General features: G+C 68.7%; 23 protein-coding genes and 2 pseudogenes. 10 read left to right on the forward strand and 15 right to left on the reverse strand.

Going from position 1 to position 20,851, the window contains the following annotated elements:
• Positions 1-608: 608 nt before the first annotated feature.
• Positions 609-1,151, reverse strand: a complete 543-nt coding sequence (locus ACTWPP_RS42845) for a TetR/AcrR family transcriptional regulator C-terminal domain-containing protein (RefSeq protein ID WP_443110218.1) — start codon at positions 1,149-1,151, stop codon at positions 609-611.
• Between ACTWPP_RS42845 and ACTWPP_RS42850 the strand changes: the two genes are divergently transcribed.
• From ACTWPP_RS42850 to ACTWPP_RS42860, 3 genes are all read left to right on the forward strand, one after another.
• Complete coding sequence (locus ACTWPP_RS42850; RefSeq protein ID WP_443110219.1) at positions 1,150-1,713, forward strand: tyrosine-type recombinase/integrase; 564 nt, start codon at positions 1,150-1,152, stop codon at positions 1,711-1,713. The two genes, ACTWPP_RS42845 and ACTWPP_RS42850, sit on opposite strands and share 2 nt — an antisense overlap.
• Positions 1,710-2,240, forward strand: coding sequence for a hypothetical protein (locus tag ACTWPP_RS42855; RefSeq protein WP_443110220.1), 531 nt, complete (start codon positions 1,710-1,712; stop codon positions 2,238-2,240). The genes ACTWPP_RS42850 and ACTWPP_RS42855 overlap by 4 nt, the downstream gene beginning before the upstream one ends.
• Before the next feature lie 652 nt (positions 2,241-2,892).
• Positions 2,893-4,182: a tyrosine-type recombinase/integrase gene (locus ACTWPP_RS42860; RefSeq protein ID WP_443110221.1), complete on the forward strand. Its 1,290-nt coding sequence runs from the start codon at positions 2,893-2,895 to the stop codon at positions 4,180-4,182.
• A gap of 13 nt (positions 4,183-4,195) precedes the next feature.
• Here ACTWPP_RS42860 and ACTWPP_RS42865 read toward each other — a convergent pair whose 3' ends face one another.
• Both ACTWPP_RS42865 and ACTWPP_RS42870 read right to left on the reverse strand, forming a co-directional pair.
• On the reverse strand, positions 4,196-5,557 hold the full coding sequence (locus ACTWPP_RS42865; RefSeq protein ID WP_443110222.1) for a hypothetical protein: 1,362 nt from the start codon (positions 5,555-5,557) through the stop codon (positions 4,196-4,198).
• Between the two features lie 370 nt (positions 5,558-5,927).
• Positions 5,928-6,836 (reverse strand): alpha/beta fold hydrolase, encoded by a 909-nt coding sequence (locus tag ACTWPP_RS42870; protein WP_443110223.1) that lies wholly within the window; start codon positions 6,834-6,836, stop codon positions 5,928-5,930.
• A 275-nt stretch (positions 6,837-7,111) separates the two neighbouring features.
• On the opposite strand from ACTWPP_RS42870, the gene ACTWPP_RS42875 reads away from it, so the two are divergent.
• Positions 7,112-7,243 carry a hypothetical protein gene (locus ACTWPP_RS42875; RefSeq protein ID WP_443110224.1) on the forward strand — a complete coding sequence of 44 codons (132 nt, stop codon included), beginning with the start codon at positions 7,112-7,114 and terminating at the stop codon, positions 7,241-7,243.
• Between the two features lie 253 nt (positions 7,244-7,496).
• On the opposite strand, the pseudogene ACTWPP_RS42880 reads toward ACTWPP_RS42875, so the two are convergent.
• From ACTWPP_RS42880 to ACTWPP_RS42910, 7 genes and pseudogenes are all read right to left on the reverse strand, one after another.
• Positions 7,497-7,700 (reverse strand): annotated as a pseudogene (locus ACTWPP_RS42880) (ArsR/SmtB family transcription factor); the annotation flags it as partial.
• 130 nt (positions 7,701-7,830) lie between these two features.
• Complete coding sequence (locus ACTWPP_RS42885; RefSeq protein ID WP_443110225.1) at positions 7,831-8,184, reverse strand: ArsR/SmtB family transcription factor; 354 nt, start codon at positions 8,182-8,184, stop codon at positions 7,831-7,833.
• A gap of 49 nt (positions 8,185-8,233) precedes the next feature.
• A complete protein-coding gene (locus ACTWPP_RS42890) occupies positions 8,234-8,971 on the reverse strand; it encodes a response regulator transcription factor (protein ID WP_443110226.1) in 738 nt (245 codons plus the stop codon).
• Positions 8,972-8,988: 17 nt separating this feature from the next.
• The gene (gene pstB / locus ACTWPP_RS42895) at positions 8,989-9,891 is read right to left on the reverse strand and encodes a phosphate ABC transporter ATP-binding protein PstB (protein ID WP_443110227.1); all 903 of its coding nucleotides are present in this window, start codon (positions 9,889-9,891) and stop codon (positions 8,989-8,991) included.
• Positions 9,892-9,899: 8 nt separating this feature from the next.
• On the reverse strand, positions 9,900-10,790 hold the full coding sequence (gene pstA, locus ACTWPP_RS42900) for a phosphate ABC transporter permease PstA (protein ID WP_443110228.1): 891 nt from the start codon (positions 10,788-10,790) through the stop codon (positions 9,900-9,902).
• A gap of 61 nt (positions 10,791-10,851) precedes the next feature.
• Positions 10,852-11,802 carry a phosphate ABC transporter permease subunit PstC gene (pstC, locus tag ACTWPP_RS42905; RefSeq protein ID WP_443110229.1) on the reverse strand — a complete coding sequence of 317 codons (951 nt, stop codon included), beginning with the start codon at positions 11,800-11,802 and terminating at the stop codon, positions 10,852-10,854.
• On the reverse strand, positions 11,802-12,773 hold the full coding sequence (locus ACTWPP_RS42910; RefSeq protein WP_443110230.1) for a PstS family phosphate ABC transporter substrate-binding protein: 972 nt from the start codon (positions 12,771-12,773) through the stop codon (positions 11,802-11,804). Before ACTWPP_RS42910 ends, pstC begins: the two co-directional genes overlap by 1 nt.
• A 299-nt stretch (positions 12,774-13,072) precedes the next feature.
• Here ACTWPP_RS42910 and ACTWPP_RS42915 point away from each other — a divergent pair.
• Positions 13,073-13,882, forward strand: a pseudogene (locus ACTWPP_RS42915) (alkaline phosphatase PhoX); the annotation flags it as partial.
• A gap of 64 nt (positions 13,883-13,946) precedes the next feature.
• Positions 13,947-14,678, forward strand: a complete 732-nt coding sequence (locus tag ACTWPP_RS42920; RefSeq protein ID WP_443110231.1) for an alkaline phosphatase PhoX — start codon at positions 13,947-13,949, stop codon at positions 14,676-14,678.
• Here ACTWPP_RS42920 and ACTWPP_RS42925 read toward each other — a convergent pair.
• The 4 genes from ACTWPP_RS42925 to ACTWPP_RS42940 are packed head-to-tail and all read right to left on the reverse strand — an operon-like array spanning position 14,606 to position 16,133.
• Entirely contained in the window at positions 14,606-15,127 is a 522-nt protein-coding gene (locus tag ACTWPP_RS42925) for a hypothetical protein (protein ID WP_443110232.1), read from the reverse strand. The two genes, ACTWPP_RS42920 and ACTWPP_RS42925, sit on opposite strands and share 73 nt — an antisense overlap.
• Complete coding sequence (locus ACTWPP_RS42930; RefSeq protein ID WP_443110233.1) at positions 15,124-15,498, reverse strand: ArsR/SmtB family transcription factor; 375 nt, start codon at positions 15,496-15,498, stop codon at positions 15,124-15,126. Before ACTWPP_RS42930 ends, ACTWPP_RS42925 begins: the two co-directional genes overlap by 4 nt.
• 58 nt (positions 15,499-15,556) lie before the next feature.
• Complete coding sequence (locus ACTWPP_RS42935) at positions 15,557-15,877, reverse strand: hypothetical protein (RefSeq protein ID WP_443110234.1); 321 nt, start codon at positions 15,875-15,877, stop codon at positions 15,557-15,559.
• Between the two features lie 37 nt (positions 15,878-15,914).
• Positions 15,915-16,133, reverse strand: coding sequence for a hypothetical protein (locus tag ACTWPP_RS42940; RefSeq protein ID WP_443110235.1), 219 nt, complete (start codon positions 16,131-16,133; stop codon positions 15,915-15,917).
• Positions 16,134-16,784: 651 nt separating this feature from the next.
• On the opposite strand from ACTWPP_RS42940, the gene ACTWPP_RS42945 reads away from it, so the two are divergent.
• The 4 genes from ACTWPP_RS42945 (at position 16,785) to ACTWPP_RS42960 (ending at position 20,304) form a co-directional block, all read left to right on the forward strand.
• On the forward strand, positions 16,785-17,552 hold the full coding sequence (locus ACTWPP_RS42945; protein WP_443110236.1) for a hypothetical protein: 768 nt from the start codon (positions 16,785-16,787) through the stop codon (positions 17,550-17,552).
• A 10-nt stretch (positions 17,553-17,562) separates the two neighbouring features.
• Positions 17,563-17,844, forward strand: coding sequence for a hypothetical protein (locus ACTWPP_RS42950; protein ID WP_443110237.1), 282 nt, complete (start codon positions 17,563-17,565; stop codon positions 17,842-17,844).
• A gap of 671 nt (positions 17,845-18,515) precedes the next feature.
• A complete protein-coding gene (locus ACTWPP_RS42955; RefSeq protein WP_443110238.1) occupies positions 18,516-18,998 on the forward strand; it encodes a cation:proton antiporter regulatory subunit in 483 nt (160 codons plus the stop codon).
• Positions 18,999-19,005: 7 nt separating this feature from the next.
• Complete coding sequence (locus tag ACTWPP_RS42960; RefSeq protein WP_443110239.1) at positions 19,006-20,304, forward strand: cation:proton antiporter; 1,299 nt, start codon at positions 19,006-19,008, stop codon at positions 20,302-20,304.
• A 79-nt stretch (positions 20,305-20,383) separates the two neighbouring features.
• Here the strand turns inward: ACTWPP_RS42960 and ACTWPP_RS42965 are convergent, their stop codons facing one another.
• Complete coding sequence (locus ACTWPP_RS42965) at positions 20,384-20,704, reverse strand: hypothetical protein (protein ID WP_443110240.1); 321 nt, start codon at positions 20,702-20,704, stop codon at positions 20,384-20,386.
• Positions 20,705-20,851: the final 147 nt, after the last annotated feature.

Below are 20,851 nucleotides of genomic sequence, written 5' to 3' on the forward strand. Positions count from 1 at the left end.
AACCGCGACGAGCAGGCCAGGATGAGAGTGCGGATCGCCGGGCTGTACCGCTCGCCGTGCGGCCACGGCCGCGAGGCGGTTGCCCGGGTCCAGGCCGACACGCCCGACGTCGTAAAGATCGATCAACGCGTTCGGACCCGGTCGCCCACACGCTCAACATGCTGGTGGGCAGTGCGCTCGGGTGCGGGATCGATCCGCCCGGCCTCCGGGCCCGTTCATCACGGTGTCACTGTTCGCCGCCGCCTTCCGCGGCTAGGCGGCTCAAAGGATTACGGCCTTTGCCAAACTGACTGCTGCACCGCGACGATCAGATCGGCTGCGTGATCTCCCCATCGAGCGCGCCGAAGGCCGGAACTCGCCCGGCTGACCGCAGTGTGAGCGGACATCCGCTGACGGCCGCGGCAATCTTCGGTCGCCGACACGGGCGAATAACCCGATGTCAACGTTGGATTGGGGCGGTGGGCCGGCCTGGCGCGTTGCGGTTGCGATACCGGCACCCGCACATCCGACGATCAACCGCGCCGCGCTGGCCGATCCGGAGGTTGACGGAACGCTTACGTCACGCGCGGAGTGACATCTCCGGCCGCCCACCGCGTCCAGACTGCCCTTCACTCCAGGGGGCAGTCGATGCCGCGGAGCATGAGGTCGAGGCCCAGTTCGAACTGGACGTCCGTGTCGGCCTGGCCGCAGAAGATCTCGGTGACGGCAGCCAGGTCTCCGGGAGTGCCGGGACGCAGCAGTTGGCCGACGGCGGGTCGGCATCCGGTCCCGGCCAAGCCCCAGCACACCTCGGCCTGAGCGGTGCCGAGCGCGTAGGAGGTGAGGGTGCGCAGCAGCGCGTAGGCGCGCTTCTCCGGCAGGCCGCTGCGTGTTGCGGCGGCGATGTGGCTCTGGACGGCCCGCAGCGCGGGTCTGGGAATGATCTGCCGACTGCTGATCAGCGATGCGGCGTTCGGATGCCGGTGCATGCCGATGCGTATCGCGTGAGCGAAGGCGCGCATTCCGTGGCGCCAGTCGGCTGTGGCCGGGGCGGCTCCTTCGATCTCTGACCACACCACCTCGACGACCCCGTCGAGCACGTCGTCCGTGCCAGCGACGTGGTTGTACAGGGACATGCCCCTGACGCCCAGTTCCGCGCCGAGTTTGTGCATGCTCAGCGCGCCGGCCTTGCTGGGCGTGCGCGGGGTCGATCTCGACTGGGGCGACCAGCTCGTGCGCGTCGTGCGCAAGGGCACGCTCGCCGAGCAGTGGCTGCCGGCCAGCCCGGAGGCGTTCATCTGGATTCGCCTCTACTTGGCCGAAGGCCCGCCGCTGGACCCGCAGGCCCCGCTGTGGTGGACCCTGCGCCGCCGTGACCACGGCGAAGGACTGGCCTACCAGGTCATGAACTACGAGGCACTGCGCGCAGTGTTTCGCCGGGTCAACGCGCTGCTGGGCACGAACTGGTCGATGCACGACCTACGGCATACCGCGGCCCTGCGCATGGCCCGGGACGAAAGCCTGTCGCTGCGGGACGTGCAGACCATCCTCGGTCACGCTCACCTGTCCACTACGGCCGACATCTACCCGGTGGAAGAGGAATCTCAGGTCATCCGTCGCGTCCAGGAGCATCTGGCCGAAGTGAAGGACCGGGCGAGACTCCCGCCGCCGGCGGTGGCGGGCGGTTACGAGGCCAGCGACCTGGACGTGTTGTTCGGTGGTGGTCCGGCATGAGCCGCCGCGCCAACCGCGTGATGCTCGCGGGCACCGGGCCCACCCCTGAGCGTCGTTTGTTCGTCGCGCACGACGTGAAGGCGGACGAGAAGCGCGTCGGCCTCCACGAGCATCTGGGCCGCGAGGACGTCCTGGCCCTGCTGCCGCTCTCCCCAGTCTGGCCAGCGCAGGACTACTCCAACGGCCGCGTGCTCGGCCGAAACCGCCTCATCGGGGCCGGGCAGGTCCTCGACTGGCTCCTGACGCACCCCGGAGACGGCTGGCAGGCCCGATGGAGGGCGGCCGGCGCCGACCGAGGCAAGGACTGGATCGAGCAGCTGCTTGCCCGGACAGACAACGGCCACAGTTACCAGGAGCGCCGCTCAACGCTGCTGAGCGGTCTGAACAGCATGTTCATCAGCCGCATCGTGCTGCCCGACTACGAGTTCCTGCGCGGCTGGCCATGGCGCTGTTCAAGGACATCCAGCGCATGTTCCCGCCCGGGACGCTGGAGCAGATGCGCCGCCACGGCAGCGAGCTGGGCGTGACCGGCTGGCACGTCGACGAGGGCCTGCGCGTGATCTCCAAGATGATCCTGTACACCGGCCGCGACCTCAGCCAGCTCACGGCCGAAGACGTTTTCGAGGCGCGGGCCTGGGGACGGCGAGCCATCGGCTACTCCTACGACGGCACCCACAGCGCCTGGGACCTGCTGCGCGGCGCCGCGGTGATCCACTCCAAGGACACCGTCAAGGACGCGCTGAGGCACGGCCAGCGGCCCACCGCCGAGCTGGTCGACTTCTATAACCTCCAGAGCACACCCCTGCGCAACCTGCTGGTCCGCTACCTCGAAGAACGTCGACCTGGCCTCGACTACGGCAGCTTCGTCGGCCTGGCCCGCGATCTGGCTGGCGTGTTCTGGGCCGACATCGAAGCCCACCACCCTGGCATCGACACTCTGCGCCTGCCCGAGGAGGTGGTCGACGGATGGAAGGAGCGGCTGCTCACCTACGTCCACAAGAGCGGCGAGGTGGTGGAACGCCGCAGTCGCTACGACGTCATGCGCATCCGCGGCTTCTACCTCGACATCCAGGAATGGGCGCACGAAGATCCGTTCTGGGCCCCGTGGGCTTGCCCCAGCCCGATCCGCCGCGGCGATGGCGCGGGCCAGCACAGGCTCTCGCACAGACCCAGGCCCGCATGCACCAACGCGTCCGCGAACGGCTTCCCCACCTCGGGCGCCTGGTCGAAGCCGCCGAGCGTGAGCGGGACCAGACCGCCGCGCTTCTGGCGGCCGCGAAGGCCACCGCGTTCGACACCTACTTTGAGCACGAGGGCACCCGCTATCTGCGGGTCCTGCCCGCCGCCCACAAGGTCACCAGCCGCCCCGACCACGTCACCCCGCACGTGTACATCCAGGCCGAGGGCAGCACCAAGCGCATCAACCAGAGCATGGCCGAGGACGAGGCGTTCTGGGCCTGGGCCGTCATCGAGACCCTGCGGCACACCGGAGTACGCGTCGAGGAACTCACCGAGATCACCCACCTCGCGCTGGTCTCCTACAAACTCCCTGACACCGGCGAGATCGTCCCGCTGTTGCAGATCGTGCCGTCCAAGAGCAACGAGGAACGGCTGCTGCTGGTCAGCCCGGATTTGGCCAGCGTCCTGGCCACGATCATCAAACGCCTGCGAGACGCCAACAGCGGCAAGATCCCGCTCACCGCCCGCTACGACGAACACGAACGCGTCACCGGGCCACTGCTGCCGCACCTCTTCCAGCGCCGCCACTACTGGCAGCCGCAGGTCATGGGCCAGAACACCGTCGCTCGCCTGCTCCGCAAGACCCTGGCCCGGATGGGGCTACGCGACCAAGCCGGCAACCCCTTGCGCGTCACGCCTCACGACTTCCGCAGGATGTTCGCGACCGAGGCCGTCACCGGCGGACTGCCCGTCCACATCGCCGCCCGCATCCTCGGACACAAGACCCTGACGACCACCCAGGCATACCTCGCCGTCTTCCAAGACGACCTGATCCGGACCTACCGCGGTTTCCTCGACCGCCGCCGGGCCGAGCGGCCCGTCGAGGAATACCGAGAACCCACCGAGCAGGAGTGGCGCGACTTCCAGCAACACTTCGAGCTGCGCAAGGTCTCCCTGGGGACCTGCGGGCGTCCCTACGGAACCCCGTGCAAGCACGACCATGCCTGTATCCGCTGCCCCGTCCTCCAGATCGATCCTCGCCAGCGAGGTCGGCTCATCGAGATCATCCAGAACCTCCGCGAGCGCGTCCGCGAAGCCCGCGGCAATGGCTGGCTCGGCGAAGTCGAAGGGCTCCAGGTGAGCCTCGATGCCGCCAACGCCAAGGTGCACAGCCTCAAGCGCGCCCCCGCCGACGGCCGACCGCAGCTGGTCGACCTCGGCATGCCCGTCTTCACCGACCCCGCACCGCCGCCTCCGCGAGAACCGGGAAAACATGGGGCCTGGGCCTGAGCCCCTCGTGGGGTCACAAGCCGGCAGCGGTAAGGATCCGATTCATCTGGGTCGGCCGCAGCGCAGAGTTGGCAGCGGCGTCGTCGGCTACCTGGGGGTCTGGGTCACCGAGCAGATGCTCCAGCAACACGTCCGTGATGTTGGGGTGACGGGCGACCCCGCGGCGCAGGAAGGGCTCGGCAGCGGCGGCGAGCTGCTGAAGGTATGGCAGGGGTAGTTCCGGGTCTTGCAGGGCGAGGTAGCGCACGTTCGGGCTTGGCTCGTCGACGAACGTGCGCAGCACGTCACTAGGGAAGTTGGGGTGGTCGACGAGTAGCGGTCGGATGTGCAATACGTCGCCGTGGGCGCGGACCAGTCTTTCCAGGACCTCTGGTGGTGTGCCTGGCCGACGGGCGGCAGCACGGCGGACTACGAGTTCCGGGTCGTTGTCCAGTCGACGCCATGCCTCTTCAGGTAGGTCGTGACAGGAGGCCAGTACGCACCGAAATGTTGTGTACTGGCAGTCCAGGTAGGTCATCCGCTCATCGAGAGGCGCTTCGCGCAGCCAGTCCGGTTCGGCGAAGCTCCAGCTCAGAGCCACTTCCGCCTCGATGCTTCCGTCCGCGCGTTCGGCTTCTACGAGCGCATACAGTCGGTCCCGGGTTTCGGCGTCCACATGCCGACTCTGCGCAGCCGCGACCCGCACGAGCGGGTCGTCGATGCCCATGAGCTGGGCAACCATCTCTGCCGATAGATGAGGGTTACCGGCGACAGCCTGATGGAACTCCTCTTCCTCGTGACGCATGAGCTGCGCAAACTGCTCCGATGTGAGTGGGACATAGCGCGCCACGTTAATGCGCACTGCAGGGTCGGCAAGGCAACGCTCCCTCCACTCAGGCGGGACACCCGGATTCCTGCGCTCGGTGGCGGCTGCACGGACCTGCGGATCCGGGTCAGCGAGTAGTTCCACTTGCACGGCGAGAGGCCGGTCGTACCAGGCTCGTGCGACCGCGGCACGCAGGCTCGGACTCGGCGAGCTGGCGAGCATCATCCGAGGCTGGCCATAGGCTTCCTCCAGGTCGTCGATGCCGATCTGCACCTTGCGGTCAACCATGTCGCGGACAAAGTCTGTGAACGCGTTGCGGATCGCCGGATCGGGATGCTCGGCAATCCTTCGGCACAGCTCCGGGGAGATCCGGTCCCCGTGAAGGCCCACCGCGGTGTTGCAGTCGCCGTGCTTCAGCAGAGCATCGACAACGGCGTCCTCCAGCCGCCCGCGACGCTGCGATATCCCGTGTCTGCCGGCCTTGTGTGTAGCCAGACGTACCAGGACATCATGAGGAGCCGACGGGTTCCGCCCCAACCCGGAGAGTTGGGGGTGATCAAGGCTTGTCATGCGCTCAACCTAGTCGGGCCGCTGCGTGCCAGCCTTCCATCGGTCCTTAGTCCGGAAAAGCTGGGTAGCCGCCACGCCGCTGGTGGCTGCCGCGCGCACTTCCGGCGGCGCGGCCACTTTCCGGGCGGTTGCCGGCTTCGGGCTGCGGGCGTGATGGCGAGGTCTGGACGAGGTTCAGCCCGGCAAGCGCTGACGGGGTCGAGCCTTGCCCTGCTCTGCATCCTTACGGCTCTCGGCCTGGGCATGGCGGAAGAAGTCGGCGAGTTCGGAGTCGCCGTCGCGTTCGGCATCGGCGATGTAGATCTCCAGGCGCCCGCAGTGGTCGGAGAGAGCCGGTCGTCCCGGGAGCTGCGGTCTTCGACCGGTGTGGTTATGGCTGCGTGGGACGCTCCGGGTCAGGTGAGCCGGGCGGTGTGCGGTCGGCGGTCGTGTCGGTGCGCCGTGTCGCGGAGCGTCCGGTCTCTTGGAGGGATCGGCCCAGGAAGAACGGGACGAGCAGCAGCCCGAAGATCAGCGGGTGGATGAGTCCTTCGAAGAGCTGGTTCGGGCCCTGGGGAGAGGTGAAGGACTCGAAGACCGTCCTGCCCAGGATCTGGATGTTCAGGACCCACAGCGCCACTCCGTAGGCGATCGCGCCGATGACCAGCATGGGGATGTTGCGAAGCAACGGCACCAGCAGCATGGCGAAGCCCATGCCAAACCCCCAGGGACAGCACGATGTGCATGGGTCCTCCGGCGTGAAATGCCTGGCCCCCTCGATCCGGACCAGCCGCGTCCCCAGGTCGACCGCGAACCGCTCCCCGTAGCGCACCTTCTGGAACTGATCGGCCGCACCCCACACCACCCGGGCCGGCACGCGCAGCCGGGCCAGTTCCCCGCGTACGGCCAGCGTGTCCTGCACGTCGAGGGAGCGCGCTTGGCGGACGAGCGCGGCCGCACCGTCCGGACGGGCATAGCAGCGCCAGTGCATCCGGAACGACTCCAGCGCGACCGCGAAATCGTCATGGCCGCGCAGCATCAGAGACGCCAGCACCGGCCGCAGCGCGGCGGCCGGCAGCCGCGCGACCACGTCTCCGGCCCGCTGCAGGAGCTCGACCGAGGGGATCGGCCACGAGTCGTAGCCGATCGCGTTGGTCAACATCAGGCCAGCGCAGCGCTCCGGGTGCCGCACCGCCGCGATCTGGGCCACGCCACCGCCGAGGTCATGGCCGACCAGGATCGCCTTGGCCACACCGATCTCGTCCAGCCAGCCGAGCAGGTAGTCGGCCTGGCGGACCACCGAGATGTCCCGGTCCTGCCCGGCGGGAATGCTTCGCGTACCCGACCATCTCGAAGGCCAGGCAGCGGGCGCCCTTCACGTGCGGGACGACGTGGCGCCACAGAGCCGGGCCGGTCGGAATACCGTGAACGAACACCACCGGGATACCCCCCCGCCTCCTCCCACCGGACAGGCACCCCCTGGACCGCTACACCGCAAGACTCCATCACGCAACCCACCCTTCCCCCACTCACCCACGCCCTAACAGCCTTGAGCGACGGCCCCCCTTCATCGCCATGCCATCGATCGGGTCGTCGGTCAACGGCCGCAATGCTGGCCATCCAGGCGCCATCGCCGCGGCGGTCAACGAACTCGTCCACGAGGTCGGCGCGGTAGACGCCGGGAGCGGGTGGCGTGACGACGACTGAGCCCCGGCGCTCGGTGCGAGCGTGTGCGGCAGGCAGACGGCCGTGGCTTTCGACGGGGAGTCACCCAGAACTCGGAACGATGGACCGAGCCAGCACCTTTCACGAACCGCGGCCGAGCCGGGTCAGCAACGCGCGGGCGGCGGCCCTGCCCGGCAGGCCGGCCACGCCGCCCACCGGCGCGCTGCCGGCACCTGCGAGGTAGAGCCCGTCGACCGGTGTCGCGTGGGCGGCCAGGTCACGGGTGGGGTGCAGCCAGCGCTTCGGGGCGCAGCCGGTAGTAGGTGAACCGGCCGCACGGCTCGGTCTCCACCAGCCCGGCGTCCTTCAGAACCCGCAGATGGTTGGAGATGTTGGTCTGCCTGGCACCGGTCTCCTCCACCAGGTGGCACGTGCACAGTGCCTCACCGGCGAGCAAGGTCACGATGCGAGCGCGCAGCGGATCCGCCAGCACCCTAATACATCAGTCTCAACTGACATCCTCAATGATGTGACACTCCTCGACCGCGCCGGCAAGGCCCCCCGGGTTCGAGTGCGGTCCCGTAACGGGCTATGGAGCGCATTAACGGGAGGTGAACGACCGGTACGGCTCAGCCGAGCAGGGCGCGGATGGGTTCGAGGCGTTCGGGGACGATCGCGAACCAGGCCCAGCTTCCGCGCTTGTCGCGGGTGATGAGGCCGGCGTCGGCGAGGACCTTGAGGTGGTGGCTGACCGTGGGCTGGGTGAGGTTCAGCGGTTTGGTCAGGTCGCAGACGCAGGCCTCACCGCCGGAGCTGCGCTGGATCATGCTGAGCAGCTGCAGGCGGGTCGGGTCCGACACCGCTTTGAGGACGCGGGCGATGCGCTCGGCGTCCGAGCGGTCCATGGGGAAGAGCTGTTCGTGCTCGTAGCACGAGTCTTCGTCGACGGTGTCGGAGATCTGCAGCACGTTCGCATCGTTCACGAGTCGAGTGTACGAAAGGTGAACGGTTGGAAAGCTGCGGTGAACAGCGTCAATCCGGCCTGGCCAGGCGGTAGCCGACGCCGCGGACGGTGAGGATGATCTTGGGGTTCTCGGGGTCGTCGCCGAGCTTCTCACGCAGCCGCCGGATGTGGACGTTGATGGTGTTGGTGATGAGTTTGTCGCTGCGCCAGACGTGGGCTTGGATCTGGCTGCGGCTGATGACGCGGTCGGCGTTGACGATCAGGTAGTGCAGGAGTTCGAATTCGCGCAGCGGCATGTGCACGGCCTTGCCGTTCAGCCGGACGACGTGGGCGGTGGGGTCGAGGGTGATCGCACCGCATTCTAGGACGGGTGAGCCGGAGTCGGTGGGGGCGCCTTCGGAGCGGATGCCCTGGATGAGGGGGAGCAGTTCGGGCAGCCGGTAGGGGCGGGCGACGCACACGTTGGCGCCCGCCGCCAGCGCCCTGACCGCCTTTTGCGCGTCGTCGGCGCCGACTCCGATGATGACGGGGATCGACATGCTCTGGCGGATGGCGCGCACGAAGGTGACTGCGTCCACGGCTGGGATGTTGGCGGCGACGAGGACGACGTCGGGGTGCAGGGCGCCGGTGCGCAGGAGGGCGTGGGCTCCGTCGGTGGTGACGGCGACCTCAACGCCGCGTTCGGCCAGGGCGAGGACGAGTTCGCGGCCGAGGCCGTCGTCGGGGTCGGCGACCAGTAGCAGCGGGACGTGCGCCGCCCTCGGCGGGGCGGGAAGGTCGGCCGCCTGGGCGGCCTGGTCGTTCATGGCGGTCGGGGCCCTTCTTATCCGAAGCGCCCGGTGATGTAGGCCTCGGTGCGCTTGTCGGACGGCGTGGTGAAGATCTGCCCGGTGAGGTCGTATTCGACGAGGCGCCCGTGGCGGACGCCCGCGTCGTCGACCTCGGCGGTGAGGAAGGCGGTGCGGTCGGAGACGCGGGCGGCCTGCTGCATGTTGTGGGTGACGATGACGATGGTGAACCGCTCGGCCAGGTTCAGCATCAGGTCCTCGATCTTGGCGGTGGCGATCGGGTCGAGCGCCGAGCATGGTTCGTCCATGAGGATGACCTCGGGTTTGACCGCGATGGTGCGGGCGATGCACAGGCGCTGCTGCTGCCCGCCGGACAGGGCAAGGGCGCTGTCCTTGAGCTTGTCCTTGACCTCGTCCCACAGGGCCGCCTGGCCGAGGGCCTCCTCGACGATGTCGTCCAGGCCCTTGCGGACGCCGTTGACGCGGGGGCCGTAGGCGATGTTGTCGTAGATCGACTTGGGGAACGGGTTGGGCTTCTGGAAGACCATGCCGATGCGGCGCCGTACCTCGATGGGGTCGACATCGCCGGCGTACAGGTCCTGGCCGTGGTAGGTGATCTTCCCGTCGACGCGGGTGCCGGGGATGAGGTCGTTCATCCGGTTGAAGCAGCGCAGGACGGTGCTCTTGCCGCAGCCGGACGGGCCGATCATGGCGGTGATCTGCCGCCGGCCGACGGTCATGGTGACGTCCCGGACGGCCTGGTAGTCGCCGTAGGAGACGCTGAGGTCGGACACCTCGAACACCGGATCGGACAGGTCGGGCGCCTCACGGTCGGCGTCGTAGCGGATGGTCTGCAAAGGCCTGTCTTCCTCAGAGTGCCGTGGAGTGTTCACCGGCGCGCTCTGACCTGGCGCGCTCGAACCTGATGTGGTGGTCATCGTGGGCCTCACCAGCGCTTTTCGTAACGGTTGCGGAGCCAGACGGCCACGGAGTTCATCACCAGCAGGATCGCCAGCAGGATCACGATCGCGGCGGAGGCGAGCGTGTGGAACTCGGCCTCGGGCTGTTTGATCCAGTTGAAGATCTGGATCGGCAGGACCGTGTAGGCGTCGGTGACGCCTTCGGGGTTGAAGGTGATGTGGGTGACCGCGCCGAGCAGCAGGAGCGGGGCCGCCTCCCCGATCGCCCGCGACAGCGCCAGGATCGTGCCGGTCGCGATGCCGGGAACCGCGGCGGGCAGCACCTGCCTCCAGATGGTCTGCCACTGGGTCGCGCCCAGCGCGAGCGAGCCCTGCCGGATCGAACCGGGCACGGCCCGGATCGCCTCCCGCGCCGCGATGATGACCACGGGCAGCACCAGCAGCGACAGGGTCAGCGCGGCCGTGATCAGGGTGCGGCCCAGACCGAGGCCGCGGGCGAGGATGCCCAGGCCGAGGATGCCGTAGACGATCGAGGGGACGGCGGCCAGGTTCTGGATGTTCAGCTCGATCAGCCGGTTCCACCAGCGCCCGGAGTCGGCGTACTCCTCCAGGTAGATCGCGGTCATGACCCCGATGGGCACGCAGAACGCCCCCGTCAGCCCGATGACGTAGATCGTGCCGACGATCGCCGACTGGGCGCCGGCCCGGTCGGGATACAGCTTGGACGGGAAGTTCTCCCACAGGCGCGCGTCGAGCCGTCCCCAGCCCTCGTGCAGGACGTAGGCGAGCAGGATCGCCAGGAAGACGACCGCGACCGCCAGGCACACCATGAGAAGGGTGTGGAACACCGGTTCCAGCGGGCGCCGGCGGCCCCCAAGGCTCGACGCGGCGGGGCTCTTCTGCAGGGTGGCGGTCATCTGGGCTCCTCCGCCGGCGCGCCGCCGGCCGGGGACGCGGTGCCCACGGGATTCGGCCCGGTCACTCGTACACCTCCCGGTACCTGCGGACCAGCCGGATGCTCAGCGCGTTCATCACGAACGTCAGCAGGAACAGCAGCCCGCCGACCGCGAAGATCGTGGTGTAGTCGAACGATGCGGTCGGCAGGTCCCCCTCACCGGCCTGGGCGATGTAGCCGGTCATCGTCTGCATCCCCTCCAGGGGATTCCAGGTCAGCTGTGCCCGGTTACCCGACGCGATCGCGACGATCATCGTTTCGCCGACGGCGCGCGAGATCGCCAGCACCACGGCGGCGACGATCCCCGACAACGCCGCCGGCAGGACCACCCGGATCGCCACGATCCGCTTGGTCGACCCCAGCGCGTAGGCGCCCTGCCGCAGCGAGGCGGGGACGGCCGCCATCGCGTCCTCCGACAGCGACGCCACCGTCGGGATGATCATCACGCCCATCACCAGGCCGGCGGACAGGGCGTTGAAGACCTCGGGCCCGTCGCCGAACGGCCAGTGCTCCTTCAGCAGCGGCGTCAGCGCGGCGAGGGCGAAGAACCCGTACACCACGGTCGGGATGCCGGCGAGCACCTCCAGCACCGGCTTGAAGATCTTGCGGGCCCGCGGGTGGGCGTACTCGCTGAGGTAGATGGCCGCGGCCAGCCCAAGCGGAACGGCGACCGCGACCGCGATGACCGTGATGAGCAGGGTGGCGGCCACCAGCGGCAGCACCCCGTAGGACGGCGGGTCGAACAGGGCACTCCACGTGGTGCCGGATAGGAACTCCCAGACCCCGACTTCCCCGAAGAACCGCAGCGCCGGCGGCAGCAGTGAGATCACGATGCCGACCGTGGTGGCCACCGAGACCAGCGCGGCGACCAGCAGCACCACCTTGATCACCGCTTCGCCGTAGCGGGGGCGCCGCCGCCGCAGGGACGGGCGCGGGGCCCCTGCGGCGGACGGCGCGGACGTCGGTGCGCTCACTACCCGGCCTGCGACTTCAGCTGGTCCAGGGCCTGCTTGAGCTTGGTCTCCTGCGTCGGGTTCAGCGGGACGAACTTGGCGCGCTTGGCGATCTCCGCGCTGCTGGCGACGTAGAACTCCACGAACGCCTGGACCTCGGGACGCTTGAGGGCCGCCGCCGACGGATAGATGAACAGCGGCCGGGCCAGCGGCTTGTAGGTGCCGTCCTGCGCGGCCTGCACACTCGGTGCGACGCAGCCGTCCCCGCCGTCGATCTCGACGGCCTTCAGCTTGTCGGCGTTCTCCTCGAAGTAGGAGAACCCGAAGTAGCCCATGCCGCCCTTGGATCCGGAGACGCCCTGGACGGTGACGTTGTCGTCCTCGCTGGGCTGGTAGTCGGTGCGGCTGGCGCCCTCCTCACCGTTGACGACATCGGTGAAGTAGTCGAACGTCCCCGAGTCGGTGCCCGCGCCGAACAACTTCAGCGGCTCGTTGGGGAAGCTCGGGTCGACCTGGTTCCAGTTGTTCACCTTGGAGCCGGGCTCCCAGATCTTCTTCAGCTGCTCCACCGTCAGGCACTTGGCCCACGTGTTGTCCTTGTGCACGACCACCGTCAGGGCGTCGTTGGCGACGGTGAACTCCTCGAACTTGATGCCCTTGGCCGCGCAGGCCTGCTTCTCCTCGTCGGCGATGGGGCGCGAGGCGTTGGAGATGTCGGTCTCTCCCGCGCAGAACTTCTCGAACCCGCCACCGGTGCCCGAGGTCGCGACCGGGATCTGCACCCGCGGCTGCTCCTCCTTGAACAGCTCCGAGGCCACCGTGCTCAGCGGCGCCACCGTGCTCGATCCGTCGATCTTCACCGTTCCCCGCAGCTGCTCGCCGTCCCCCGAGCCGCCGCCCTCGTCGGAACCGCCGCCACATGCGGCCAGTGCCGCGGCCAGCGCCGCCGCGGCCGTCACGGCCTGCGTCGATCTGCGCCATGCGCTACTCAACGTCGTTTCCCCTTGCCTAGAATCGGCCCGCGGCAAAGGCCCCGCCGCGAGAGGTCGCCACCCAGTCGGCGCGACAACGTGGCCATATAGAAATCCGTCCATATGAACCACGGGTGAACGGCGACGGTCGCGCAACGAAACATCGATTTCCATCTATATGCTGCCGCGCACGGGCGCCGTGATCGCCTCCGAGCCGCACCCTCGTCACCTGCCGGACACCGGACCAACACATCGACGTACATCTATACCTCTGAGGATTGCGCAGGTCCCATCACCGGCAACCGAGAGGACACGGACGCATGCCGCAACTTGACCGCAGGAGCTTCCTGGCGACCGCAGGGGGCACCGCCGCCGGGCTGGCTCTTCAGACGCTCGGCTCACACGCCGCCTGGGCCGCGGCCGGCCGCCCCGGCCACCGCCCCGGCCGCAGGGGGTACGGCGAGCTTCGCCGAGCCCGCTCGCGCAACACAGGCGTAGAGCTGCTCGCGCTCCCCCACGGGTTCTCCTACGTCGTCTTCGGCGCGACCGGCACACCCATGAGCGACGGGCAGGCCACGCCGATCGCCCACGACGGCATGGCGGCCTTCCGCGGCCCAAGGCCCGGCCTGGTCCGCCTGATCCGCAACCACGAGGTCCGCACCGGGCCCGGCAGCCCGACCGGCCGCGTCCACATCCCCGGCTCGGCCCGCTACGACGAACTCGGCGTCGCCGGCACCACCACACTCGACGTCGATCCGCATACCGGCCGCATCCTGCAGCACCACATCAGCCTCAACGGCACCATCGTCAACTGCGCCGGCGGCATGATGCTCGGCCGGCGCGGCTGGCTCACCTGCGAGGAGACCACCGCGGGCCCCAAGCAGGGCTGGAAGCAAAAGCACGGCTACATCTACGAGGTGCCGCTGCACGGCCCGCGCCCGGGCCGCCCGGCGGACTCCGAGCCGATCAAGGCGATGGGCCGCTTCTCCCACGAGGCGGTCGCCGTCGATCCCGCCACCGGCTACGTCTACGAGACCGAGGACGACTCCGGCAAGCCCAACGGCTTCTTCCGGTTCCGTCCCCGCGACCCGCACCACCTCGCCCAGGGCGGCGTGCTGGAAATGCTCAGGTCCACGGCCGGCCCGGGTACGACTGCAGGGAAGGCCAGCGGATGGGCGCCCGGCTGCACGTCGAGTGGGTCCGCATCGACGACCCCGACCCGGACCTGGAGAACGGCGCGACGCCCGTCACGCAGCAGGGCCTCTCCGACGGCGGCGCCAAGTTCAACCGGCTGGAGGGCTGCTGGTACGGCGACGGCAGCATCTACTCGGAGGAGACGCCAAGAACGGCGACGCGCCAGGCCCCGACGGGTTCGCCGAAGGCTACGGGCAGGTCTGGCGCTACATCCCGAGCCGCCGCCACCGCGACCACGGAACACTCGTCCTCGTCTACGAATCGCCTGGACGCAAGGTCCTCGACTCCCCCGACAATCTCACCTTCACCCCGCGTGGCGGCATCATCCTGTGGGAAGACGACGCCTCCTCCGCCGACGACGCCCACCCGCTGGCCCCCGGCCTGACCAACGTCAACCGGCTCATCGGCCTGGACCCCGGCGGCGCCCTTCGAGTTCGCCGTCAACATCACCGACGACAGCGAGTTCGCGGGCGCCTGCTTCAGCCCGGACGGCTCCACGCTGTTCGCCAACACCCTCGGCAGCACCAGCAGCGTCACACCACCGGGCCGCACCTACGCCATCCGCGGCCCATGGGAGAGCGGACCACTGTAGAAGCCCAGGCTGCCGGCTCTGGCGCGGCATCCGTCCGCGTCAGAACCGGCGGTAGGTGGACGACTGCTCAGGAACAGCCGCAGGATTCGTCCGACGCCAGCTCGGCGGTGACCGGGGCGGACAGGAACCGGCGGAGGTAGGAGGACGGGCCGCCGCACGCAAGGAAGTCGCCGAGTTGCCCACTGCGTGCGGACAGGGCCCGCAGGACGAAGTCGAGGACGGCCTCCTGCGGCACTGAGCCGCTGGTGTGGCCACGCCACGTCCAAAGGCGGGTCTCGGAGTCATCGGGGTGGGAGGGACGCAGTTCGGCGCCCGCTGCCCGGATGGTCGGCGACGCGGTGATCTGGTGCTCCAGCGCCTGTTCCCAGGTCGAGACGGTCCGCGGGACGACCTCCAGGGCGATGCCCAGTTGCTCGGCGAGCGGACGGACGGCGTCGACCGCGCCGTGGAGCACGGTGAGCGTCGCGTCGCATGAGCCGCAGGAGTCTTCGCCCATGGCCACCGTCCAGTAGTCGATGACCAGACGCCCGCTGGCGGCGGGCACAGCGGAGGCGCCGGGCGGCACGGGCAGGTGCGCAGTGGTGGTCACGTTGTTCCTTCCTTCTCGATGTCAGTGGACGGGCTACAGAATGAGCCGCTGTCGAAGTCGTCACGGGCGCGTTCGAGCGCGTCGGCGATGCCCCGCAGCGTCTCGGCGAGCGGATCGAACTGGATCTCGTACAGCACGGTCCGTCCGGTCTTGGTCGCCCGCAGGACGCCCGCGGCCCGCAGCAGAGCCAGGTGCCGGGACACGACGGACAGGTCGACATCGAGGCACTCGGCAAGCTCGGACACCGAACAGGCACGGCAGCGTTCGGCGAGCAGGTCCAGCAAGCGGACGCGGGTGGGGTCCCCCAGGGCCCGGAACAGCTGGTGGCTCAGCACCGCGCCGATATCGCCGACCGACCCATTGTTGTTCACTTGCACAAGTATGCAAGCTTTGATGGTCAGTGGCAACCCGGTCATCCGTGGTGCCGAGTCAGGGAGCATCCGAGGGCAAGCGCGTCGCAAGGACGGCCTGGCCCAGGGTTGCGAGGTCGTCGTCCAGGTTGGGGCGTCGGCGGAGGTGGCCGATGCGGGTCAGGTCGTTGACGATGGCGAGAACGGCTTGGGTGATCACGCGTGCCTCGGGTTCGGTGAGGCCGGGCTCACGTCCGGTGAGGAGCAGGACCCATTCGCCGACGTAGTCGTGCTGCAGGCGGCGGATGCCGTACCGCTGCTCGCCGGGCAGATGGACGACCTTGATGATCAGGGCACCGGTGAGGTGGCTGGAGGTGACGGTCAGGTCGTGTAGGACCACAGGAGCAGGGCGGCGACCAGCAGTTCGGACTTGGCGGTCACATGGTCGTGGTTCCGGCGCCGCTGGTGCCAGCGGCCGTGCCGACGTCCTCCATGCTGACCGGCAGGACGTCCACCACTGGGCGGTCACCAGCGGTTTCGACCACCTGCCGCCCGATTGGCTGATCCTTCTCGTCCCAGGGCAGGCTCGTCGACGACACCGGCCCGTACCAGCACACCCTGGAGGACGGGACGATAGACCGAAGCTCGCTGCCCATGCAGTGCCTCCGAGCCGTGCGGCCGACCCCGGAGGTACCCACCCGGGGCCTGGGAACGGCGCCGAGGACGGGCCGGGGAACCCACACCCTCACCGCGCCGAGGCCGAAGACCATCACGCCGATCCACTTCGTAACCGTCGGTGCCGCAAAGGTCGGGCTGTGGAGCGTCAGTTCGACTGGCGCGGTTGGACGGTGGGATGTCCTGGACCAGGCAGAGCAACGGCGTTTGCCGCAATCTTCGGGGAAGATGATCTCTGCGCCACGCCTCTGAGCCGTCCTGCGTTGCGTGGGGCCGTCCGAATGCTGCTCGTTCGCGGCGGCGAACAGAGTGCCGAGCGGTGAAGCATCCGGACGAAGCATGGGTGACGGTCCCTCAACTCGACGGTGGTCTCTGCGTCAAGTCAGTGCGTCCCCGGCTGAAAAGGAGAGGATAGGAGGGGCAGCGGGGAGGATTTCCTCCACACCGGTCCAGGCGAGAGGTACGTCATGTCCGCCGATAACGTCCGCATCGGCACGCGACTGCGTGCGGCACGTGAGGCACAGAAGACACCTGACGGCCATTGGTCCCGGGCGGAGATGGCTCGCCGGCTCCGTTCCGCCGCGACCGAACGAGCCAGGCAGAGGCTCCCGCAGATTTCCAGCCTCGCGAGCATGGTCAAAGATTGGGAGAACGGGAAGTACAGTCCGAAGGCGGACTACCGGCGTCTCTACAGCCGTGCGCTGGGCGTTTCCGAGCAGGAGCTCTTCGGCGAAGTCAGCGAGCTGCTTCCTGCAGCTGCTACCGGCCGGGGGCGAGAAATGCTACGCCGGGGCCTGGACGACGTACTCTGTGCCGGCGCAATGTCGGCTGCAGCCCTGGAGAGCTGGGAAGAGGCTGCCCTACGTTACGGCGAGATGGCCCGTGAAGAGGCACCGAGCAAGGTGGCGGCGAACCTCGAAGACGATCTGAACGATCTGCGCTCCGCCCTCGGCCGCTACCGCTCCGTCTCGACTCTGCGCCGCCTGACTCATGTCGTCGTGCAGATGTCTGGGCTGATGTGTCTTGCCCTGGTCAAACTCGACGATCGAAACGGGTTCCGTCGCTGGTCTCGTACCGCCCGTGTGGCTGCGGGAGAAGTCGAGGATCCGGTAACGAGGTCCTGGGTGCTTGCACAGGAGGCATATGGGCACTTCTATACCGGGGATCTGGCCGAGGCCGTGGTCGTGGCCAGGGACGCTCTAATAGCGGTTGGCGAATCGGTCGGCGCCGTGCTAGCTGCGGCGCTGAAGGCCCGTGCCCTTGCCGCACTGAACCCTGAACAGGCTGACCAGTGCAGAAGCGCACTGCGCCGCGCAAAAGAGATTCTCAATGCCCTCCCCCAAGGAGGCGATAAACAGCTCAGCCTTCGGCTACAGCGAAGCGCGGCTTCGTTTCCATGAGGGGAACGCCTTGACCTTCCTCGGCGATACCGCAGGGGCTTGGGCCGCCCAGCAACGAGCTTTGGAACTCTGCCCGGACCAGGATTTCACCGACCGCACGCTGATCCGCCTCGACCGGACTCTTTGTCTTACCAGGGACGGTGGGCTGGGTACGCTGGCGATTTTGGCGTTCGTGGCGGTCGGTTCGTTGCCATTGGTGATCGGTGCTGTGATGGCGGGGCAGTGGATTGTGCTGTTGGCGGGATTCGGCGGGGCAGCGGCTTTTACGTTCGTGCTGACCGCCCGTCGTTGACACAGCTTCTTGCGGGATGGTGGGCGTCTGCTGGCAGGCTGGTCGACATGGCCCACGGCGCTGCAGCGGAGGGCTGAGTGCTGCTGAGCCGGCAATCTTGCCGTCCCGCCTCACGATGTGGGGAACCATTACGCGAATACCGCCCTGCGGGGACTAAGGACTCGGCGGCAGGGATGTCGGTCGAAATGGAGATTGGGTACTGGCAGCGCCAACGAGTGGTCCCCAGGGGCCCGCAGGATCATGATGGCGCTGTGTGGGTGACGCGGCCGATATTGGCCGGTCTTGGATGCGGGTTGTCGGTACGGTGACCGATGTTCCGTGGCTGTGCGCAGGGGCTTCGTGTGTTGGTGGGGCGTGTTGCGGTCGGGTTCGGTGGACCGGCGGGACGGGCGTGTGTGGATCGCTTTGCTTGCTGGATGGGGTCTGGGGCTGGTGGCGCGCTCCGGGGATACGGGATGGGTGTGCACGTTTGAGGCGTGCGGGCGATGACCTGTGGGTGGTCGCCGGTGTTGGTTGGCGGGCAGCGGGGCGGGTCTGGAACTATATCGCCTCATACAGTCAACAATCGGTGTGCGCCGTCGGGCGGGAGACGACGAGTTCCTGTCCGGCGGCGCTCGGTGTGGCGGGCTCCCGGGCGTTGGGCCGGGCGGCGAGGTTGAGCTGGAGGATTCATGGACGTGGAGCGGACGTCGCTGCCGGGGATCGGGTTGCGGCATGTGCTCACCACCGCGCGGGGGCGTCAGATCGGTGTGGTCTCTCACCACACCGGGCGGCGGGATCTGGTGGTCTACGACAAGCACGATCCCGACGTGTGTGTGGTGTCGGTGGCGCTGACCGGTGAGGAAGCCAACACGTTGGCCGAGCTTTTGGAGACCAGCCGGGTGGTGGAGCGGCTGGCCGAGATGCACCGGCAGGTGGATGGGCTGGTGACCGAGCAGATCGTGCTCGCGGCCGGTTCGCCTTATGCCGGGCGGACGCTGGGCGATACCCAGGCCCGCGCCCGCACCGGCGCCTCGATCGTGGCGGTGGTGCGCGAGGGCCGGGTGCTGGCCAGTCCGCGGCCGGACTTTGTGTTCGCCGCCGAGGACGTCGTGGTGGCGGTCGGCACCGGCGAGGGAACTGCGGGTGTCGCCGACATCTTGACCGGGGGGTGAGGCGAGCGTGCACGGAGCGATCCAGCTGATCGAAATCGGTGCGATCATCCTGGCGCTCGGTTTGCTGGGTGCGGTGGCCACCCGGTTCTCCATTTCGGCGATCCCGCTGTATCTGATCGCGGGGCTGGCGTTCGGGTCCGGTGGTGTGCTGCCGCTGGGGGCCAGCGAGGAGTTCGTCGCGCTCGGCGCCGAGGTCGGTGTGATCTTGCTGTTGTTCACCCTGGGCTTGGAGTACACCGCGGGCGAGCTGGTCGGCACGCTGCGCACCTCGGCGCCGTCGGGTCTGGCCGACCTGGTGCTCAACGCCGCGCCGGGCGTGCTCGCCGCGTTCCTGCTCGGCTGGGGGCCGGTCGCGGCCGTCGCGATGGGCGGCATCACCTATGTCACCTCGTCGGGCATCACTGCCAAGGTCATGGGGGATCTGGGGTGGCTGGGCAACCGCGAGACGCCGGCGGTGCTGTCGATCCTGGTCTTCGAGGACTTGGCGATGGCCGCCTATCTGCCGATCCTGACCGCGCTGCTGGCCGGGGCGTCTCTGGCGGCCGGCGCGACCACGCTGGGCATCGCGGCCGCCACCATCACGGTGATCTTGTTCATCGCGCTGCGGCACGGCAATCTGGTCGAGCGGTTTGTGGCCAGCCCCAGCGACGAGGTACTGCTGCTGAAGGTGCTGGGACTGGTCGTGCTGGTGGCGGGGCTGGCGCAGCAGCTGCAGGTGTCGGCGGCGGTCGGCGCGTTCCTGGTCGGCATCGCCCTGTCCGGCCCGCTGGCGCACACCGCCGGGGAGTTGCTGGCGCCGCTCCGGGACCTGTTCGCGGCGGTGTTCTTCGTCTTCTTCGGCCTGCACACCGACCCGGCTGCTCTGCCTCCGGTGCTCGGCGTGGCTGCGCTGCTGGCTGTGGCGGGAATCGTCACCAAGCTGTCCTCGGGCTGGCTGGCGGCGCGTAGCGGCGGGGTGAGCACACCCGGGCGGCTGCGTGCCGGCGCCGCGCTGGTTCCGCGCGGTGAGTTCAACATCGTCATCGCCGGTCTGGCGGTGGCCGCCGGGATCAATCCCCAAATCGGTCCGCTGGCCGCCGCCTACGTTCTCATCCTGGCCGTCGCCGGGCCGCTGCTGGCGCGCGGGATCGAGCCGCTGGCACTGGCCCTGCGCGGGCGTAAGACAGGCCGCCGCCAGGCGGCTGTCCCGCCCGCGCCCGACACCGCCGCCGCGGGCCGTCTCGACCAGGACGACATCCACGGGCACGACACCCACGGGGACGACGTCCAGGGAGATGAACTTCGGGCCGCCGAAGAGGCTCCCTGAACGGGATCGACGCGGACCGGGTCCCGGTGGTGCCCCGCGCCCCTCGGGTTCCCCGCCCGGGCCGGGCATGCGCGGTGCATCATCGGGGACGACGGTCGGTGTCACCGGTCGCGCCGAGTTCGGTCAGCCGCCGTTCCAGCGCGGCGATCCGGTCGGCGATCGGCTGCTCGTGCAGAAGCTGGGCGAGCTGGTCGGCCTCGTCGCGGTCCAGTTCGATGCCGAGGGCGGGGGTGTCGAGATCGCCGACCTGCCAGGCGTCGGTGGTTTCCGGATGAGTGTCGTAGATGAACAGTGTGCGGTCGCCGGAGTGGTGGACCAGCAATCCGATCCTTGCTCCGCCACGGGTGCGGGCGTGGTGCAGGGTGCCGGTGCCCGGAACGGACATTGGGGTGATCTGCATAGTGTGACCTCCCGGTCGGACCTTTCAGGGTTCGGATGTGCGCTCGGGGTCGGGGTCGCCGTATTCGCCGTGCCAGTAGGCCAGGCGTCCGCGGCGGCCCACGGCGCGTAGCCGGCGTTCGACGGCTTCCCGGACGGTTTCGGTGAC

It is taken from the genome of Actinomadura sp. 3N407, from assembly GCF_052245875.1.
GTDB lineage: Bacteria > Actinomycetota > Actinomycetes > Streptosporangiales > Streptosporangiaceae > Spirillospora.

Excerpts from the sequence above, each read along its gene's own strand:
- ACTWPP_RS42945 (WP_443110236.1), top strand. The coding sequence starts at position 16,785 with ATGGTCAAAGATTGGGAGAACGGGAAGTACAGTCCGAAGGCGGACTAC.
- ACTWPP_RS42865 (WP_443110222.1), bottom strand. The coding sequence starts at position 5,557 with ATGACAAGCCTTGATCACCCCCAACTCTCCGGGTTGGGGCGGAACCCG.
- ACTWPP_RS42845 (WP_443110218.1), bottom strand. The coding sequence starts at position 1,151 with ATGCACAAACTCGGCGCGGAACTGGGCGTCAGGGGCATGTCCCTGTAC.
- ACTWPP_RS42955 (WP_443110238.1), top strand. The coding sequence starts at position 18,516 with ATGGACGTGGAGCGGACGTCGCTGCCGGGGATCGGGTTGCGGCATGTG.
- ACTWPP_RS42850 (WP_443110219.1), top strand. The coding sequence starts at position 1,150 with ATGCTCAGCGCGCCGGCCTTGCTGGGCGTGCGCGGGGTCGATCTCGAC.
- ACTWPP_RS42965 (WP_443110240.1), bottom strand. The coding sequence starts at position 20,704 with ATGCAGATCACCCCAATGTCCGTTCCGGGCACCGGCACCCTGCACCAC.
- pstA (WP_443110228.1), bottom strand. The coding sequence starts at position 10,790 with ATGACCGCCACCCTGCAGAAGAGCCCCGCCGCGTCGAGCCTTGGGGGC.
- ACTWPP_RS42860 (WP_443110221.1), top strand. The coding sequence starts at position 2,893 with ATGCACCAACGCGTCCGCGAACGGCTTCCCCACCTCGGGCGCCTGGTC.
- ACTWPP_RS42940 (WP_443110235.1), bottom strand. The coding sequence starts at position 16,133 with ATGGGCAGCGAGCTTCGGTCTATCGTCCCGTCCTCCAGGGTGTGCTGG.
- ACTWPP_RS42890 (WP_443110226.1), bottom strand. The coding sequence starts at position 8,971 with ATGAACGACCAGGCCGCCCAGGCGGCCGACCTTCCCGCCCCGCCGAGG.
- ACTWPP_RS42855 (WP_443110220.1), top strand. The coding sequence starts at position 1,710 with ATGAGCCGCCGCGCCAACCGCGTGATGCTCGCGGGCACCGGGCCCACC.
- ACTWPP_RS42875 (WP_443110224.1), top strand. The coding sequence starts at position 7,112 with ATGCCATCGATCGGGTCGTCGGTCAACGGCCGCAATGCTGGCCATCCA.
- pstB (WP_443110227.1), bottom strand. The coding sequence starts at position 9,891 with ATGACCACCACATCAGGTTCGAGCGCGCCAGGTCAGAGCGCGCCGGTG.